Below are 18,703 nucleotides of genomic sequence, written 5' to 3'. Positions count from 1 at the left end.
AGAGACATTGTTATGAAAACCCCTATTACACTCCTCACAGGCTTTTTAGGCAGTGGAAAAACCACACTACTGAATTACTTAATTAATCAGCCTGAACTATCAGATACTCTGGTTATCATTAATGAGTTTGGTGAAATCGCCTTGGATCATCTGTTGGTGGCTGAGAGCAACGAGAATGTCTTGATGGAGATGGACAGCGGGTGCATGTGTTGCACCGTGCGGGGTGATCTGGTCAACACGCTTCACGAAGTAACCGCACAAATTTCAGAGCCTGAGGGTCGACAATTCAAGCGCATCATCATTGAGACAACTGGGTTGGCAGACCCTGCTCCCATCATTCACACTCTGATGACCGATCGCTGGATTGCTGAAGCCTATCAATTAGATGGTGTTGTCACGACGGTCGATCTGGCTACGGGGTCACACACCTTAGATCAGCATAAAGAGTCCGTAAAACAGGCTGCTTTGGCAGACCTGCTGCTACTCACCAAAGGGGATATGACCGATAAAGTGGCAAAAGAGGCGTTAATCAGCCGACTTACCCAAATCAATCCCAGTGCGCGTAAGCTTGAGGTGGCCAGCGGTAAAGCAGACCCTAATCAGCTGCTCAACCTAGGATTGTTCACTACTGAGGGCAAACTAACCGATGTAGAGGCCTGGTTAAAAGAGGAGGCTTATTCTGAACAACATGATCACCACCATGACCATGATTGCCATCAGCATGGCTGCGATCATGATCATGCCAAACGTCATGGTGACAACATCGAATCCTTCTGCCTGACCGTTGAAAAGCCGATTAGCAAAGAAGCGCTTCAAGATTGGATGCAGTTATTAATGAGTCTAGTCGGCAGCAACATCCTACGTATCAAAGGCCTACTAAATATTGAAGGCGTTGCAGAACCCCTAGTCATTCATGGGGTACAGCAACTGTTTCACCCACCCGTTCCTCTACCAGCCTGGCCAAACGATGATCAGCGAACACGATTAGTGTTTATCACGCAAAACGTCAGCAAAGAGTTTATCGAGAACACGTTTAAGGAGCTGATTGATATTGCGGAGCCGTAAAGTAAAAACCCCATGAAATAACGACATTTCATGGGGTTTTTCAGTTAATCGCGACCTCTTCGAGATCGCTCCTACTGTTTATACTGCAGGTTCTACCACTAACTCTGGGTGGCGAAGCATGTTGTTTGTAAGGCGGACAATCGCATAAATCGTCGCGGCCTGAATCAAGAACATAACCCCGATACCCAACCAGTAGACTAAGCCAAACTTAGCGACAATGCCGTTGCCGACAATCGCAACGTGCCACCAGAAAAGGTTCAGCACAAAGAAGGCAACACCTGGGCAGACCAGACCAAAGGCAACTGGGCTGTGCTCACCTCCGTGCAGATACTTGTCTAGGTAACCATTCAACTTCATGACACGGTACCCAACCATCAAGATCACGGCTTGCAGGGCAACCATCAACGTCATCATTTGGAAGTTATCGCCAGCATCCAATGCACCACCGGTTAGGTGAGCAATGCCATGTTCCATACGTAACCACTCAATACCGAGCAGTGTCACAATCGGTACCAACATCCAAAGACTTGGCGTCGCTTGCTCTTGTAGACCATGCTGCATCATCGCATTGACGCCCGACACCAAAACGACCAGAACAACCAACACTGCGGCGATTAAGAACAGGTAAGAGAACACCGCGGCAATTGTAATAACAGCGGGAATGTGTGACATCGCTGCAGGCGCCGCAAAGCCGACCGATAGCATCGAAAAGGTAAAGGCCGCCATCAAAGGTGAAAGGTGGTTGTGCTCTTCACTGCGGTAACCCCCCTGCGTCAACATGCGACCCAAGTAACGTCCGTACATTTTTAGCGCGTAGTAACCGATGATCAAAAAGGCGATCAGCGCGCCGGGGAACATCCACTCAATAATCGTCCATAGACCCGGAACAAATAGCGCACCCGATACAAACATCACGTTCACTGTCATGGAGAAGGTCAGAGGCAAGGCCATCATTTGAACTTCAGCGGGTGAGTTCAAAATCCTCTCGTGGGCGTCAGTGCCTTTAACTGCGTTGTATTCGCGAATATTCCAAACCAACAGCGCAATGTGCAACAAGCCAAAAATAACGACACCGGCAATAGCAAAAACGATAATCAATGGCATTGGAATACCACTGGCAATGTCAGCACTCCAGGCACTCGTCCAGTGGTCCCAGGTTGGCATAGGGTAACCCTTATGCGGAACCATCCACATTAGGTACATAAAAAATGCCACTGACATACCGCCAGCGCCAAGTGCAGCTAAGAAAAAGCTAGGATGCCAAGGCTGAGTTGAGTCTCTTCTGAACATGGGAGATCTCCTAATTAGTTAAACCATAATGTATTAGACTTTTCTAATATATTAACAAATCATTAAATTAGCAATATCTAATATAGATATTAATCATCCCCTTTTGATTTATCGCAAAAACCATTAAATCCGGTTGCGGATTCTCAATGCGACGATCACTGCATGAATAGATACTGCTCGCCAAGCTGGTCGAGATGACTCGACCATTGAGCGGGGAGGCACTCCTCAAAACGTATCGTCTTCAAGGGGAATTATTCAATGGAGATGCTAGGACTCTATCCAGTCTGGTTTGAACCGACTCTTGGTTCAGGTTGGATCATCGGTATCATTGCGACCATACACGTTCTGTTTTCACACACATCGGTGGGTGCAGCACTGGTCTTCTCTTACCTTGCGGTGGTCGCTTACCGTAAGAACCGCCCAGAGCTTCTCGACTACATTCGTCGTTACGGCCTGTTTCTTTTGGTCTTCTCTTATGTCTTAGGTTCGATTACCGGGCCAGGCATCTGGTTCTCAACCACAGTCGGAAGTCCGCGAGGTATTTCGGCACTGATTCATAGCTTTGTCTGGAAGTGGGCAACTGAGTGGGTCTTCTTTGTCATCGAGGTCATCGGTGTCTACATGATCGTTTACTTGGTGAATAAGGTAGATCAGAAAACACACCTGCGCATCAGTATCATCTTTGGCCTAGCTTCTTACACAACCATGCTAATCATTATCGGTATTCTGTCGTTCATGCTGATGCCTGGTAATGAGAGTTGGTACACCGAAGGCGGTTACTTGAACGGTTTCTACGGCGCCAACACCTTTGCGCAATTGGCGATGCGAACGGCGTTTATGTTCACCATGACAGCGGTAGTCGGGGGCATTGTTGCCTCTTCAATTAAAGATATCGATTTCCGCAAAGAGATGGTTCGTCGTTTGGCGATTCTAGGTTTGGTAGCGACTGCAGCCGGCCTTGGTCTATTCAAATGGTACCTATCAACCATTCCAGCGACCGCTGAATTGGTCATGGAGAACCGTCTACCGGAATACTTCACACCCGCTCTAATCTCTGTAATGGGCGGCATCATGGCCTATTTCGCAGCGACGTTGGCAGCACCTAAACTGCTAAAACCAGCCATCGCAGGCGTAATGACGGTCGTCATTTTGGTGTTCGGTCTCTGGCCAGAGGAAGTGGCGCGCGAGTCGATCCGTAAGCCCTATGTTGCAGGTGGATACGTTTACTCTAACCAGGTTATTGGGCGTGATGTTCCGGGGCTTGGCATTCAAAGTGAAATCCCAACCATTGAAGAGCATGGCTTCACTAACGCTCTGATCTTCCTTCCCGAGGAGCTGCGCACGGTGACTGACTCTAATAAAGAGGCGGTTGGTCAAGCTCTAGCGTTGAACACCTGTTCAAACTGTCACTCACTGACCGATACAGGGATTCGCCCACTGGCAAATTACTTTGGTGACGACTCTAGCGAGTCGGATATTGCGGCCTACTTAAGAGCGGCACTGTCGAGTGGTACAACGCTCTATATGCCACAAATTCCACTTCAACAAGATGAAGCAGTGGCCTTGGCTAGCTTTATTCGTCAGTTGAAAGATCAATCTATTGCAGTCGCGGCTGATCAGGGTAATCCGATCACTGTGTCTCAGTCTCACTAAGGAGTATCACGATGAATGTAGACTCTTTATACGCACTTCGTGATGTGGCTGGGGTTCCCTCACATCCGATTCTATTTTTAGTGTTAGGTGTCGTCACCTTTGCTCTTCATATGTTTGCGGTTCACGTTATGTTGGGCGGTGCAGCGCTGACAATTCGTGGAGCATTGAGCCAAGATAGCTACTGGCGCCAGCTTGCAAATGCCATGCTATCGACCGCAAAGATTGCGGTGTCGGTTGCCGTAGTTATCGGCGTTGCGCCTCTGCTGTTTGTGCAGGTGATCTATGATCCTTTCTGGTACACCTCTAATGTACTGTCCGCTTGGTGGGTCATTGGATTCATCATCATACTGTCAGTCGCTTATCTATTGATCTACCTCTTCTACTTTAAAAATGAAGATCTGACTCAGAATAAGACAAAATGCCCTGGCAGCATGATTCTATCGCTTGCGCTATTCATTGTTGTGGGTCTAATCATGCACACCCTAACCAACCAGATGCTATCCCCTGATCAGTGGATGGAGTGGTACGCACCACAGGGTCAAATTGATGCCAGCGGCACTCAGTTACACTCCATCAACTGGGCGCGTTTCATATTTATGATCGCTCTCGCAGCACCTGTGACCGGCGCTTGGCTTTACGGCTACCGCCACTACATCAGCGTTCGTCCTGGTAGCGACTCGGGTTACCTTGAGTTTGTTCATACTCTGGCGCGCAAACTGCTTGCACAAGGCTCTGTGGTATCGCTTCTTATTGGTGCAATCTGGATGGTTAGCCTGCCAGAAAACCAAACTGAGTTTTTAACCAACCCGATGCTCTACATCACAGCAGTAGCATTGATCGCTTTAGCGATGGTGCCGACTCTATTTGGCAGCAAAATTAACAACGGCTACACCGCCTACTGGTTAGTAGCGATCGCCTTTGTAGTGATCGCACTGGTCGCGGTTGATCGTGAAATCATTCGCTGGTTTGCCCTAGTCGTTGAGTCTGGCTACAACCCAATGGACTACCCAATCAACATGGATTGGTACAGCACCATTCTGTTCTTCGCGACCTTTGCGGTTGTCGGTGGCATGGCCTGCACCTATCTAATCACGGTTGCATGGCAGGCAGGACAAACAGAAGGCACCTACACGCCCTCTGTGGCTATCTCTCGCCTCGGTAACTGGACCATTTACATCATCTTAATCTGGATCGTGCACTACTTTGCCGTCGGATTCTGGGTATGGGCACAGTAAGGAGCTGACGATGAAAAAAGTAATGATATTAAGCGCCCTACTCCTATCGTCCTCAGCTTTGGCCGATGAGCGAGCGGAAATTATGGCGAACAATTGTGCCGGCTGTCATGGCACAGACGGCATTGTTGAAAACTCTGCACTCATCAGTATCGCCGGGCTTAAGGCTGATGTGTTCATTCAGACCATGAAAGATTTCCGTAGTGACGAACGCTCATCGACAATTATGCGAAATGTTGCTTTAGCACTCACTGATGATGAGATATCAGCCATGGCTAAATACTTTGAAACACTGCCTACGGGAGAAGAGAAATGATCTCACGTCGCGAATTTCTATCATTAGCCGCTGCGTTCAGTGCAACGGCTGTTATACCCGCTGGTGCTTTTGCTGCAAGTAAAGCAAACATTGTTGTGATCGGAGGGGGTGTTGGCGGAGCGACATTTGCCAAGTACCTTCGACGCAAAGCACCCAATGTTAACGTTACGATCATCGAACAGAATCCAATCTATGTTCGCCCCTACGGTTCATCCGAGGTACTGACAGGTCACGTCGACATGTCTGACCTAGACGTAAACTATGATGTACTGCGCAATAAATATGGCGTGAATGTGGTGATTGATCGAGCGATCGGACTTGATGCTGACCGTCAAATCATTAAAACAGCCTCAGGTACTGACTATGCTTATGATCGGTTGGTTGTTTCACCGGGTATCGAGCTCAACTACGAAAAGGTCGAAGGCTACACAAAAGAGCTAGCCGAAACCAAAGCACCTTCTGGCTGGATTCCAGGATCACAGACTGCTCTGTTACGTGACCAGATCAAAAACATGCGCCAAGGTGGCACGATGCTGATTGTTGCTCCACCCAATCCATACCGCTGTCCTCCGGGACCTTATGAACGCGGTGCGCTGATTGCAGAGTGGATGCAGAAACACAATCCAACTGGCAAGGTGATTATCACCGATCCAAAGAACAAATTTACCGCGGGCAACAACTTCCTATTGGGTTGGAACCGTCTCTACGGCTACAACATTCCAATGGAATTCATGGATGGTATGCCAGAGGATGTCGTTGAACACTCAACACCTGGCATGATCGACTGGATAGCTGGCAAAGACGGCGGCACCCCTCTCTCTTTTGATGCGGCCAATATGAGCATTGAAACTGAAGGTGGCAACATCAAAGCCGATGTCATCAACATCGTTCCTCCTATGAAAGCCGGCAAAATTGCTCAACAGTTTGGCCTAACCAATGAACAGGGTTGGTGTCCGGTCAATCGAGTCACTTTTGAATCACAAAAGATCGCAAATGTTCATGTGCTTGGCGACGCCTCCATAGCAGACGCTATGCCCAAATCAGGCTTTGCCGCTAACACTCAAGCGAAAGTAGCAGCCTATGCCATTGCGCATCTATTGGCCGGCGAAGCACCGGAGCAGAGCCCTGCATTTGAAAACACCTGTTACGCATTAGCAGGTTCAGATTACGGCTTCTTTGTCTCTGCAGTCTATGAACTTAGAGATGGAAAAATCGCCAAAAAAGAGGCTCCAAGCCTACAAGACCTGAATGCATCAGAGGCTCAACGCCGTTTAAGTGCCGTCTATCAACAGGCTTGGATGAAGTCATTTACTGAGGATTGTTTCGCATGAAAAAGTTAATTCTCTCGGCAGTCGCTACCACCATGCTAGTAACCAACGTGATGGCGAGTGACGCAGTCATCGCAACAAAAGAGTGGACTTCTAGCACTCTTAGGCAGGCCGTATCCACGCGTCCCGCAGGCGATGCGACACGTGGTGCACAACTCAATGAGCATTTGATGTGCAGCTCCTGTCACGGTAAAGAGGGGCTACCACCGACTAACCGTTGGCCAGCTGTTGCAGGACAGCTGGAGAGCTACACTTACAAGATGCTATTGGACTATCAGTCAGGCGCGCGAAGCGAGGATAACCGAGCTAACATCATGACGGCCGTCGCTGACCTAATGTCAGAACAGGACATGTCTGATGTTGCAGCCTACTACGCATCGCTACCAGCACCGACCCTAGCGCAACAGTCAGCACCGGCACTGGTAACCGAGGGTGATAAAGATCGACTGATTACTGCCTGTGCCTCTTGTCATGGTCTAAGTGGCCAAGGTGGTATTAAGGGAACCCCTGCTATTGCGGGCCAAACTGCCGAGACTTTGAAGCGTGCGTTAGAGATGTATCGCAGCGGTGATCGTGACTCTGATCTCTATTCTGTCATGCGACAAGCAAGTCAAAGACTCACAACTAGTGAAATTGACTCATTAGCCAACTATTATAGTGGAACTAATTAACTATAAGAGCGTTGAGTATGGGAACACTGGTTGGTCAAGGGCACTGTTTAACCTGCCCGATTAGGCCGTCGAGTCTGTTTGGATGTCTAAAAGAGTCCGAGCTTTCGCTGATTGAAGATTTTCAGACGCGTGTCATTAAATTTGAGACGGGCGACATTATCTACAACGAGGGCGAGAGTCTCGGACTGATCTACACTCTTCGAGCCGGCCATATCAAACTGACTAAATTCAACAATGAGGGCAATGCTCAGATTGTTCGCTTAGTTCGTCCTGGCGATCTCTTTGGCTATGAAAAGCTGATCAGCAGTGGCACCTATATGCACACAGCCGAGGCGCTGGAACCGATCGAGCTCTGCCAGCTTTCGGTTGAGAAGTTGAACCACCTGCGTGATCAGAGTGGCGCCATCAACCAAGCCATTATTGAACGTGCACTGCAGCAGGTGATGAAAACAGAAGATCACCTAACCCAGGTAGGTCTACTCAAATCCAAACCTCGTTTGGCTTGGTTCCTGCTTCAATGGGTGGGTGAGACTGCAGAAGCGGTCAGCTTCCCGATCAGTCGAAGAGATCTCGCTCAGTATCTCGGCTTAACCATCGAGACCATTTCACGCCATACCGCGGAGTGGAAACGCCAAGGCATTATTAGCGAATCAAAGAACTTGTTAACGATATCTGACAGAGATGCTCTGCAGGAAATAGCGAACAGCTAAAGGAGTTCCAATGAAGACAGCACAAGATCTAGTCATGGCCGCAAAGGCGACCATTAAAGAGGTCAGCGTTGCAGATGCCGATGGTGCCATTCACGACGCTGAGATCGTTATTGATGTGCGTGAACCGGCCGAATATGAGCAGGGTCATCTGAGTGGCGCAATCAATATTCCGCGTGGCCTACTCGAGTTTAAAATCGGTGGAATGCCGGCTCTAGAGTCACGTGATACAAACATCGTGATCTACTGTAAGACCAGTGGTCGTGCTGCTCTTGCTGCTGCATCTCTTGCCGAGATGGGCTACCTGAATGTCACATCCATTGCCGGCGGTTACGACGGATGGGTAGAGGCAGGTAAGCCGGTTGTGACCCAGAACTTGCCTGAGTTCGGTTAATCACAAGAGCCACACCCTAAGAATCAAAAACGGCGCTCAAAAGCGCCGTTTTTATTTTTGATTTACTGACTAGGGTCTGTAGGCGGCGTTTTGTTGCCAGCCGATAAAGCCTGACTGGAGTACCACAACATTTTCTCGACCCGCGACACGCAGTGCAAAAGTGGCCTGTGCTGAGAGAGAACCTGTATTACAGAACAGAATCACCTTACCAGTCTCTGGAATTTCGTCGATGCGATCCAACACCTGGCGCCACTCAATGTTGATCGCACCCGGAATAGTCGCTTCTGCGAACTGCTCTGCATCACGAGTATCGATAAAGGTTGATGCTTCAAATACGACTTGATCAATCTGCTGAGGGACCATAATACCCGACTCATACTCTTGAAAAGCCATGTAGTCGTTCATCGCTTCAATCGCCTCTTCGTTGGCAACCGCAGCAGACATATTAAATGTGAATAAAATCGTAACCAACGAGGTCATTAAGGCACGCATCATTAAACCCTACTCTTAAAATTATCAATTGGCTGCATTGTAACGACACAACCTGTAAAACTCAGTGATTCATTTAGACTCTTTTGCCACAAATAAAAGTCTCTCTATAACGTTAGTGCATCAGGCTGATGGACAGAGCGTCTTGGCTGACAAATTAATCACCGCTTCACAACCTGGATCCTTGGCATGGAAACTAGCCCGCACTCGATAGTCACCTTCCGCAACCGTCCACATGCCTGTTTTGATATCAAAGTATGCAAAACGACGAAGAGGTAGATGAAATGTTAGATCAGCACTCTCCCCAGCATTCAGTTCAAGCTTTTCAAAGTCGGCCAACTGGAATTCTGGACGATCAATATCAGAGTTAACTTCACCACAGTAAATCTGAACAACGGTCTGACCCTGTCGCTGACCAATATTGTTAACACTCACCTTCAGTTCGACATGACCATTCGCCACCTTCCGACAACGTAGATTATCGAGTTGATAATCACTGTAACTGAGGCCAAATCCGAAGGGGAATAGCGGCTCAATCTTGTTGGCCTGATAGTGACGATAGCCGATAAACACGCCTTCACGATAAAGCACATGGCCGTCTCGTCCAGGGTAGACCAGTGGGTCATCGGTGCACGTAGGATTATCTTCCAGCTTGACTGGGAAGGTCTGTGGTAAACGGCCGGAGGGATCTTGTTTACCAAACAAAACATCGGCAATCGCATTGCCACACTCCTGTCCGGGGTACCAAGCCTGCAATATGCCAGACACTTGATCTACCCAAGGCATTTCAACCGGTCCACCCGTTTGCAATACCACTATGGTGTTAGGGTTAGCACTGGCCACGGCTGAGACCAACTCATCCTGACGACCAGGGAGTTTAATGCCTTCAAGGTCACTTCCTTCCGTATCCCATTGACCGGATCGACCAACAAACAGGATGGCCACTTCGGCACTTTTTGCTAGTTCTACCGCAGCTTGTATTGCCTCATCCCCCAAGGGTTTTGATAGACCAAAGCGCCATGCGGCAAGGTCGAGATTGTCCGTATCCTTAGTGGCAAACTCCATCTCAAGGGTATAGGTTTCACCTGCCTCGAATCGATAACTGGCAACGACCTCATCACACCCCTCCTCGAAGAAGGTTCGACCTTTCTGCCAGTGATCCCAAACATTGATCACCAAATCGCCATTCACATAGAACTTGGCAAGGCCTGCACTGTGAAGGCCAATATTAAAATCGCCCGTCTCCGTTGCTGTGTAATCAACACTCGCTCGCAGAGAAAATGCGTGTTGATCGACCAGTCCATTCGCCACTGGGGGCAGAATGAAACTCTGGCTCTCATCAACCTCTTCAGTGAAAACCACCTCACCCGAAAGATCTCGATTGGCGAAGTAATCGACTCGAATCTTTTGGTTAACCAGGGGCTCCCAACGATGGTTAGTACACCCCTGTGCATAATGAATAACCTCACCGCCCAGAAGGTTTGTTAATCCCTGCATAGGTGAAACGGAATAGTGAGGATTGAGCATCGAGGAGCCACCGCCCATGATCTGAGCCTCGATGGCATTAGGCCCAATTACCGCAACGCTCTTTAGGTCAGTAGAAAGGGGTAATAAGCCTGTGTTCTTAAGCAGCACACTAGCCTCAACACCGGCACGTCTGATCAGCTGCTGGTGTTCAGGGCGATTATCGGCAATCTCTTTGAACGGCGAAGCATCATTAATAGCACCGCAACGCTCCATCAACTGAACCATGTTAACGGCCAGCTGACGAACCTGTTCAACAGGCACTTCACCACGATCCACGGCGTTAAGCAATGTGTCACCGCGGTCTCGGGTTGGCCCTGGCATTTCTAGATCTAAGCCCGCATTAATGGTTGGTGCCGTTGTTCTAGAACCAAACCAATCGGACATCACAATGCCGTCATAGCCCCACTCGTTGCGAAGAATTTCGGTCAATAACCAGTGATTTTCGGCGGCATAGGTATCATTAATCTTGTTGTATGAGCCCATAATGGCCCAAGCACCCGCCTCTTTAATGGCGGCTTCAAAGGGGCGAAGGTAGATCTCGCGCAGTGTGCGCTCATCAATATCGGAACTGACCGTTGTGCGCTCAATTTCAGATTCATTTCCGATGAAATGCTTAGGTGTGGCAGCAACCCCTGCACTTTGAAGCCCTCTGATGTATGAGACAGCCAGTGCAGCGGTTAGCTCAGGATCTTCTGAATAGCACTCAAAGTTACGGCCGTTGGTCACAGATCGTTGAATGTTGATGGTAGGACCAAGCAGCACGTGTGCCGATTTAGATTTGACTTCGTCAGCAATAGCGCCACCCACCTTCGCAAGCAGAGCGCGGTTCCAGGTTGCGCCTAAGGCGATGCCAACGGGGAAACAGGCGGCCGTCACACCGCCAAATAGAGAACCACCACCACGTGCACCATTAGGTCCGTCAGTGACACGCAGCTTATGGATTCCTAGTCTAGGTATAGCATTAACTGACCAAACATCTTCACCCGACAGTAGAGAGATTTGCTCTCTCAAACTCATCGAATCAACCAGTAGCTCTGCCGTCTGTCGGTCAGCCATCACCTCTCCCTTTTATTTATTGGTTTAACCCTTTTAAACGTCGTGCAAAACGTTTCTCAATAGCGGTAATCATAGCGCCCGCAACATCCTTACCAGAAGCCCCCTCAATACCCTCTAGGCCTGGGGATGAGTTAACTTCCAATAGAAGAGGACCTTTGCGAGAACGGATGATATCAACACCCGCCACCTTCAGACCTAGAGTTTTAGCCGCTTTAATCGCTAGCTTACGCTCTTCTGCTGAAATGCGAACCGAAGAGGCCGAACCACCTTGATGTATGTTTGCACGGAACTCACCCGGTGCTGCTGTGCGCATAATCGAAGCCACTACTTTGCCGTCAATGACAAAACAGCGTAGATCCTTGCCATCCGCCTCTTTAACAAACTCTTGTACCAACAAGTTAGCTCGAAGCGCTTTAAACGCGTTGATTACCGACTCGGCTGCTTTGCCTGTTTCGGCCAACACAACTCCACGGCCTTGCGAGCCTTCGAGTAGCTTTACGATCAAAGGTGCACCGCCGACCATCTCAATCAGGTCATTGGTATCCATTGGCGAGTTGGCAAAGCCTGTTGTAGGTATATCCAAACCCGACTTCTGCAGCAGTTGCAGCGAGAAGAGTTTGTCACGCGAACTTGTGATCGCCTCTGCCGTATTCTGAACATAGACGCCAAGACTCTCAAAGTGACGAGCCAATGCACAGCCATAAAACGTCATTGAAGGTCTAATTCGAGGAATGATGGCATCAAAATCGTTCAGGATAGCGCCACCACGGTAGTGAACCTCTGGATTATCAGCATCCATCTTCATGTAACACTGTTTGATGTTCAAGAAGACCATCTCATGTCCGCGCGCCTCACCCGCCTCAATCAAACGACGGTTTGAGTAGAGATCCGGATTGCTAGCCAACACACCAATTTTCAGAGCAGTGCGTGCTGTTGGGTTCACACCGTACATCTGATTACACTCAGTAATGGTGCGCTCACCCTGCAGACAACTACCTTCAGGATCAACGATCATGCGACCTGACATCGCTTCACGGCCCAGCAGCATTCTATAACCCATAGAGTCACGGTTAGTGAGTGTTAGCTCAGCCTCAAACGTTTGATCTGCCAAGGTAATGTTGGTTTTTACAACGTAACGTCTCTCGGCTGTTCCGCTTGATGACTTTACAGTACGGCGATCAACCACCTGAGCTTCACAACGAACAACTAACTCATCATTTTTCTGCAGAGGGTGGATTTCGAAAGAGACCCAAGTGTCTCGATTACGAGTGAATTTACGAATGTTAAACGCATGCAGTGATGAGGTTTTTGCCCCCGAATCGACACGAGCTTTAACAGCGGGTAGGCCCAATAGAGGAAGGCCACACCACTCCTCAGAACCAACGATCAGTTTGTCCATAATGTTCTCCATTTAATGGGGCGAACCATAGCTCATAAATCCCCAATCACGTAGCTTTTTATAGCGACGATTGGTGAAAAATACTCAGCCTTTATCTGTATATTTTTTAGCCATATTTAATACCACTTTCAAAAAACAGGTCTATATTGAAGGAGATAGAGTTAAGTTACTGAATTCAGGAGTTGTAAATTGCGACGTAGGCAATTTATTAAAAACGCTGCGGGTATTGCACTGCCTGCTGCAATTGGGGGCTTCCCTGCGATTTTAAAAGCAGAGAATGCTCGCCCGACTATTCGTGTCATGGGAACTCACGTTACCCTGCAGGAAGAGCTACGTCTGCGTGCCGAAAAAGAGCTCGGGATTAATATTCAGTTCTACCCAGGCGGTAGTGCTGAAGTACTCATGCGTGCAACAACCAACCCCTCCTCATTTGATCTGTATGAGCAGTGGTCAAACTCCATAAGAGTTCTATGGAATGCCGGTGCGATTCAATCAATCGATACACAACGAATTCAGTACTGGAATGAGATCAATAACCTCTCGAAAACCGGTCAGATTTCGGAGGGCTCCAAGATCGGCCGCGGCGATGCACCACACCGTATTCTCTATGTACAGAAGGATAAAACTTTAGGCCGTGAGCCTAGCCAAAACGTTAGTTTCCTACCCTATGTGCACAACACCGACTCCTTTGGCTATGACTCACGCTACATTGATGTTGGCGAACCCTACATCACAGAGAGCTGGGGCTGGCTCTTAAACGATAACTACTCCGGTAAGGTCGCCATTGTGAACGAACCCACGATCGGCATATTTGATTTAGCCTTAGCCGCTCAAGCAAAAGGACTTATGACCTTTAATGACATAGGTAACATGAGTATCAGTGAGATCGATCAGCTGTTTGAGATCGCAATTGATTACAAAAAACGCGGCCACTTCAGGGGGGTATGGTCATCCGTCCCCCACTCCGTTGAGTTGATGGCGAACAACGAAGTCATCATTGAGAGCATGTTCAGTCCCGGTGCTTCTGCACTCCAAGGGCAAGGGATTCCTTGTATTTACGCTGCGCCGAAAGAGGGCTATCGAGCATGGCATGGGGTCATGTGCCTCTCCAGCCAAACGCGGGGCGAGCAAGAGGACGCAGCTTACCAATTTATGAATTGGTGGTTATCGGGTTACCCAGGAGCATTTATTGCAAGGCAGGGGTATTACATCTCCAACCCAGAACGCTCTAAACAGTTTATGAGTCCAGAGGAGTGGGACTATTGGTACGCGGGCAAACCCGCCGCTACATCGCTAAAAGGGACAGATGGCTCGATTTCAGTAGCAGAAGGTTCCATAAGAACGGGCGGATCCTACGAACAACGCTTCAGTAATGTTGCCGTTTGGAACAGTGTCATGGACACCTATGACTATACACTGCCCAAATGGAAAGAATTTGTGCTGAGTTAGGGGATTTGAATGCCTGCTCAAAGAGTTCCTTTTACCACTCGAATTTACACCGGTTATTTTTTAATGGGGCTGATTACCCTTGCGCTGGGGATTATTGCTTTTATCGGGCTCACAACCCTTAACAAACAGTTTGATCAACAAAACGATCTATCGAGCAATTTAAAACATGCAACGCAATTAGGTTTTCATGCAGCAGAGATGCAGAGCCGCGCTGAAACCTTTTTAAGAGTTGGCCAGACCCAAGCAGCCGACTCTGTCGACATTGCCTACCGATCCGCACTGTACGAGCTATCAACGCTCTCATCATTAGAGAGCGAAACAGCCAAACCGATCATAAAACGAGTGGATGAACATCTTCATACTTTTCAAGAAGCGTTTAAGAGAGCTAAAACTCAGCGATCGCGCCGACAAAAGCTAGTAAAGACAACACTTCCCAGTGTCACGAATAGTTGGAGCGCGCTAATCGAAGCCTATCAAAAGCAGACCATATCGGCCGGCTCTTTAGCGATTAGCAACAATATTTGGCGAGACCTATTAATCATCGAAAAACACATGGGGCAATATTTTGAGTCACTCAACCCAGCCGAGCTGGAACTGGTGGATGAGAACTATCAACACGTAATGGGGTTGATTGAAGATCTCTACATTCTAGAGAGCTACCCCCCACAAATCACCCGTTTAGATATCATCCGTGACTCATTGGCTCGCGGTTACTCAACATTCAATGAGGGTGTTCAAACCACCCGAAACTATCTCTTTTTAATTAATGTTGTCATGGCGGCCGAGAGTTATGAAATTAAATATCTTTCTGAGAAATTAACTCAAGAGTTCAGGCAGGCCCTAAGCAGCACACAAGAACAATCTTCAAGCATAGTCAGTTCTTTATCACAGCAGCTAATTGCACTCTGCATTCTCTTTATCTTGATGACGATCATTATCGGCATGGTCGTCGGCAGAAGCATAGAGAGACCCATTGCCAGACTGAGGGAGATTTTTGATCGACTATCCAATGGCGAGCGAAAAGTACCCATCCCAACTTACCACTCTAAAGATGAGATAGCGGCCCTGGCTGTTTCAGCAGAGGCATTTAGGGAAGCCAACGAAAACACACAGAAGCTGCTCGATAAATACCAAGAGCTCAGTTCGCAACTCGATGAGAAGGTCAAACAACGAACCAAAGAGCTCGAGAAAGCGAATCACCGATTAAAGGATCTATCGGTAAAAGATGGGCTTACACAGATCTATAACCGACGCTTCCTCGATGCAAGCTTGGTCGAAAACTTTAATCGTGCCCGACGCAGCGCTCTTCCACTATCGGTTATTATCCTAGATATCGATTATTTCAAAGCGTACAACGATACCTACGGCCATCAGGCGGGCGATACCTGTATTCAACATGTCACCCAAGCCATGAGCCATGTATTTCATCGCTCTACTGATACCGTCGCTCGTTACGGTGGCGAAGAGTTTGTTGCACTTCTATTCGACACGCCTGCACCAGCGGCGCAAGCGCTTGCTGAAAAGCTGCGTAAAGAGATTGAATCGAAAAACATTCCGCATCGTGCATCACCCATTGGCTGTGTCACGGTGAGTTTGGGCTGTTGCACCTGGACACCTGATACAGAATTAATGAGTGGCGAAGAGCTCTTAAATCAGGCAGACAAAGCGCTGTATCGATCTAAAGAGAGCGGGCGAAACCAATTAGGCATCTGTTCTACAAAACCGCCATCAGAAGAGAGTAGCTGAGTATTCCTGCTAACAATGAGTAGAGCAGGCTTCGCGTCCAAGCGCCAACCAACAGGGTTAAAAACGCTGCGATCAGTCGAGTCGGCTCTAACTCCCCGCTGCTGCTACTTAACACCATAGGCATAGCTATACCCGGCAAAATAGCCACCGATGTATAACCCAAAGCTCGCTCAACCGGTTTGGGAAGTTGACGATCACCAATTAGCCCTAAGAAAGAGAAACGAATCGCAAAGCTACCTAGACTTAAGCCCGCAATGATCATCCAAACATACAGATCAGAGTGAATCATACAGCCTCCTTAGAGCGGCGCTTTTCAAGCCAAACTTCCGTTAGATAGCCCACCGCCAATGCCATGACTCCGGCCACCAAAAGTCCCGAACTGAATGGGAAATCTGCAAATAACAAGGTAAACAGGACTGAGGTAAATGCTGCAAGTAGGTGTGGAATACTTCTTAAAAGTGGTGCAACCAAGGCTAAAAATGTGACGGGGACCGCAAATTCTAGCCCTAATTCGGACGGAATTTGATTGCCCACCACCGCGCCAAGGTAAGTACCGAGATACCATAGAGAGGAGACCGGAATCGCAACCCCAAAAAAGACACCTAACCGCTCATCCAACGAAAGCTTGGGGTTTTTATTGTGCTCTAGAACCGTCACGGCGTAGGACTGATCAAAAATCCAATAGCTTGCTAGTACTCTCTGCCAGAGTTTCGCTTTCCCAATCAGTGGCACTAGGGCAGCTGAGTACATCCCCATCCTCAGGTTCACCGCAAGCGAGGTGGCTAGAATAATGACGGTAGGGGCATTCTCCTCCATAAGTGTCACGGCTGTAATTTGCGCAGCGCCTGCTAATACCGCAAAGCTAAACCCCATCACTTGAAGCACATTTAAACCTGCTTCTGTGGCTAAAAGCCCAAACAGTGTGCCAAATGGAACCATGACCATATAAAAAGGGAGCGACGAGATAAAACCACGCCTAACGCCTTGCCAAAAGAGCTTATTACGACCAAACAACAGAGGTTTCCTTATGGGACGGAAAAAGTGAGAATAGCGTTTCAGTTAGGTCCACTATTGTGATCTTTAGCCAACGCGACAACAAGTAAAAAGAGGAGCTAAGTGCTCGACAAAATCCTGAATGCATTTCGCAATTCAAAATGGCGAGGCTCAAGCTTCATTATCGTGGGTATCGATTTTGTAGAACACCAACTCGCCCAAGCACTGCTTGAGAGAGGTGGAAAAATAATAGCCTTTATCGATGATGAGCCATGGAGCCATAAAACCGAGATGCTTGGAGCTCCTCTTCGATACCCAAGCGAAATAGAAGCACTGGCTCAACGACATGATGTTCAAGCTGTGGTTACATTCAACCAAAGAGCTGAGCTGCTGCCTGATGAATGCATTCAGCAACTTAGTTCAATGAACATACCCACTGTCCAAATGGACCCAAACCTGAGTTTGGAAGAACAACTTAATACGATCTCTTCAACGCTGGCCTCATATGAACAAAAGTAATGCGACACTGATTGGTTTTTCAGCCATAGCGCTCTGGGGTGCCTTGGCTCTGTTAACTCGATTAACGGACAACCAGGTCCCACCCTTTCAATTAATGTCGATGACCTTCGCCATTGCATTTCTACTGATGCTAACCAAATGGCGTAAAGAGGGTCACTGGGGTGTCCGCTATGCTAAGCAGAAAAAACGTGTTTGGCTGCTAGGCGTGAGTGGCTATTTTGGTTACCACTTCTGCTATTTTTTAGCGATGTCGAAAGCACCGGCTGTGCAGGTCAGTCTATTAGCCTACCTTTGGCCCCTACTGATTGTTCTATTCTCTACCCTACTTCCAGGCCACCGTTTTAGATGGGCGCATCTAGTCGGCGCTCTATCAGCTCTAGTGGGCTGTTGGTTATTGATTGGGGGTGGCAGTGACGCCTTCGAACCGCAATACACGTCAGGCTATTTAATCGCCCTAGCCTGCGCTCTAATCTGGTCTAGCTTTTCTGTCACCAGCCGTTTGGCCGCTAATGTACCGACCGATGCAGCCGGCTGGTTCTGTGGTGCCACAGCGGTATTGGCCTTTATCTGTCATCTTGCCTGGGAGACGACCGTCATGCCGGCCAACCTGATTCAATGGATAGGAGTGATAGGCCTTGGCCTGGGGCCAGTCGGCATCGCCTTTTTCACTTGGGATTACGGGGTAAAGCACGGCAACATCCAACTGCTGGGGGTACTAGCCTATTCAGCACCGTTGATCTCGGTCGTACTGTTGGTTCTGTTTGGATTAGCAGAACCGAGTTGGACTCTTGCCTGGGCCTGTCTGGCTATTGTCGGTGGGTCACTGATTGCAGGTTTTGAACGCAACAAAAAAGCCGCTCAATAGAGCG

The 18,703-nt window shown here is 48.5% G+C and carries 18 protein-coding genes and 1 pseudogene; 12 read left to right on the top strand and 7 right to left on the bottom strand.

From position 1 onward, the window contains the following. Positions 1-12 precede the first annotated feature (12 nt). Positions 13-1,065, top strand: a complete 1,053-nt coding sequence (locus XMD564_RS04655) for a GTP-binding protein (RefSeq protein ID WP_173481935.1) — start codon at positions 13-15, stop codon at positions 1,063-1,065. A gap of 78 nt (positions 1,066-1,143) precedes the next feature. Here the strand turns inward: XMD564_RS04655 and XMD564_RS04650 are convergent, their stop codons facing one another. Further along, positions 1,144-2,355: a hypothetical protein gene (locus tag XMD564_RS04650; RefSeq protein WP_173484126.1), complete on the bottom strand. Its 1,212-nt coding sequence runs from the start codon at positions 2,353-2,355 to the stop codon at positions 1,144-1,146. Between the two features lie 258 nt (positions 2,356-2,613). Here XMD564_RS04650 and XMD564_RS04645 point away from each other — a divergent pair, with 258 nt between their 5' ends. From XMD564_RS04645 to XMD564_RS04615, 7 genes are read left to right on the top strand one after another with little or no spacing between them, the layout of a single operon-like run. Beyond that, positions 2,614-4,008 (top strand): cytochrome ubiquinol oxidase subunit I, encoded by a 1,395-nt coding sequence (locus XMD564_RS04645; RefSeq protein ID WP_173507904.1) that lies wholly within the window; start codon positions 2,614-2,616, stop codon positions 4,006-4,008. Between the two features lie 11 nt (positions 4,009-4,019). Next, entirely contained in the window at positions 4,020-5,243 is a 1,224-nt protein-coding gene (locus XMD564_RS04640) for a hypothetical protein (RefSeq protein WP_173507903.1), read from the top strand. A gap of 10 nt (positions 5,244-5,253) precedes the next feature. After that, positions 5,254-5,556 carry a c-type cytochrome gene (locus XMD564_RS04635; RefSeq protein WP_173507902.1) on the top strand — a complete coding sequence of 101 codons (303 nt, stop codon included), beginning with the start codon at positions 5,254-5,256 and terminating at the stop codon, positions 5,554-5,556. After that, positions 5,553-6,887 (top strand): NAD(P)/FAD-dependent oxidoreductase, encoded by a 1,335-nt coding sequence (locus tag XMD564_RS04630; RefSeq protein WP_173507901.1) that lies wholly within the window; start codon positions 5,553-5,555, stop codon positions 6,885-6,887. Before XMD564_RS04635 ends, XMD564_RS04630 begins: the two co-directional genes overlap by 4 nt. Further along, positions 6,884-7,555: a cytochrome c gene (locus XMD564_RS04625; protein ID WP_173507900.1), complete on the top strand. Its 672-nt coding sequence runs from the start codon at positions 6,884-6,886 to the stop codon at positions 7,553-7,555. Before XMD564_RS04630 ends, XMD564_RS04625 begins: the two co-directional genes overlap by 4 nt. 17 nt (positions 7,556-7,572) lie before the next feature. Continuing rightward, positions 7,573-8,265: a Crp/Fnr family transcriptional regulator gene (locus tag XMD564_RS04620; RefSeq protein WP_173481929.1), complete on the top strand. Its 693-nt coding sequence runs from the start codon at positions 7,573-7,575 to the stop codon at positions 8,263-8,265. A 10-nt stretch (positions 8,266-8,275) separates the two neighbouring features. After that, positions 8,276-8,656 carry a rhodanese-like domain-containing protein gene (locus XMD564_RS04615; RefSeq protein WP_173481928.1) on the top strand — a complete coding sequence of 127 codons (381 nt, stop codon included), beginning with the start codon at positions 8,276-8,278 and terminating at the stop codon, positions 8,654-8,656. A 69-nt stretch (positions 8,657-8,725) separates the two neighbouring features. Here XMD564_RS04615 and XMD564_RS04610 read toward each other — a convergent pair whose 3' ends face one another. The 4 genes and pseudogenes from XMD564_RS04610 to XMD564_RS11315 all read right to left on the bottom strand — a co-directional run. Then, entirely contained in the window at positions 8,726-9,151 is a 426-nt protein-coding gene (locus tag XMD564_RS04610; protein WP_173481927.1) for a rhodanese-like domain-containing protein, read from the bottom strand. Between the two features lie 117 nt (positions 9,152-9,268). Continuing rightward, on the bottom strand, positions 9,269-11,728 hold the full coding sequence (locus XMD564_RS04605; RefSeq protein WP_173507899.1) for a glycoside hydrolase family 3 protein: 2,460 nt from the start codon (positions 11,726-11,728) through the stop codon (positions 9,269-9,271). 16 nt (positions 11,729-11,744) lie between these two features. Beyond that, a complete protein-coding gene (gene rimK, locus XMD564_RS11320) occupies positions 11,745-12,647 on the bottom strand; it encodes a 30S ribosomal protein S6--L-glutamate ligase (protein WP_217364276.1) in 903 nt (300 codons plus the stop codon). A 75-nt stretch (positions 12,648-12,722) separates the two neighbouring features. Further along, positions 12,723-13,127 (bottom strand): annotated as a pseudogene (locus XMD564_RS11315) (ATP-dependent zinc protease); the annotation flags it as partial. Positions 13,128-13,316: 189 nt separating this feature from the next. On the opposite strand from XMD564_RS11315, the gene XMD564_RS04595 reads away from it, so the two are divergent. Beyond that, positions 13,317-14,576 carry a PotD/PotF family extracellular solute-binding protein gene (locus XMD564_RS04595; RefSeq protein ID WP_254445584.1) on the top strand — a complete coding sequence of 420 codons (1,260 nt, stop codon included), beginning with the start codon at positions 13,317-13,319 and terminating at the stop codon, positions 14,574-14,576. 9 nt (positions 14,577-14,585) lie between these two features. Then, positions 14,586-16,322 (top strand): diguanylate cyclase, encoded by a 1,737-nt coding sequence (locus XMD564_RS04590; RefSeq protein WP_173507897.1) that lies wholly within the window; start codon positions 14,586-14,588, stop codon positions 16,320-16,322. On the opposite strand, the gene XMD564_RS04585 is transcribed toward XMD564_RS04590, so the two are convergent. Continuing rightward, a complete protein-coding gene (locus XMD564_RS04585) occupies positions 16,291-16,611 on the bottom strand; it encodes an AzlD domain-containing protein (RefSeq protein ID WP_173482611.1) in 321 nt (106 codons plus the stop codon). The two genes, XMD564_RS04590 and XMD564_RS04585, sit on opposite strands and share 32 nt — an antisense overlap. Next, on the bottom strand, positions 16,608-17,336 hold the full coding sequence (locus tag XMD564_RS04580) for an AzlC family ABC transporter permease (protein WP_217364270.1): 729 nt from the start codon (positions 17,334-17,336) through the stop codon (positions 16,608-16,610). The genes XMD564_RS04585 and XMD564_RS04580 overlap by 4 nt, the downstream gene beginning before the upstream one ends. Positions 17,337-17,438: 102 nt before the next feature. Here XMD564_RS04580 and XMD564_RS04575 point away from each other — a divergent pair, with 102 nt between their 5' ends. Together XMD564_RS04575 and XMD564_RS04570 are read left to right on the top strand one after the other, a co-directional pair. Continuing rightward, the gene (locus tag XMD564_RS04575) at positions 17,439-17,834 is read left to right on the top strand and encodes a nucleoside-diphosphate sugar epimerase/dehydratase (RefSeq protein WP_173495341.1); all 396 of its coding nucleotides are present in this window, start codon (positions 17,439-17,441) and stop codon (positions 17,832-17,834) included. Then, a complete protein-coding gene (locus XMD564_RS04570) occupies positions 17,821-18,699 on the top strand; it encodes a DMT family transporter (RefSeq protein WP_173498317.1) in 879 nt (292 codons plus the stop codon). Before XMD564_RS04575 ends, XMD564_RS04570 begins: the two co-directional genes overlap by 14 nt. The last annotated feature ends 4 nt before the right edge of the window (positions 18,700-18,703 follow it).

This window comes from Marinobacterium sp. xm-d-564 (genome assembly GCF_013283345.1).
Taxonomy (GTDB): Bacteria; Pseudomonadota; Gammaproteobacteria; order Pseudomonadales; family Balneatricaceae; genus Marinobacterium_E.
Note: the sequence above shows the minus strand (reverse complement) of the source record. Positions and strands in the feature narration are given on the sequence as shown.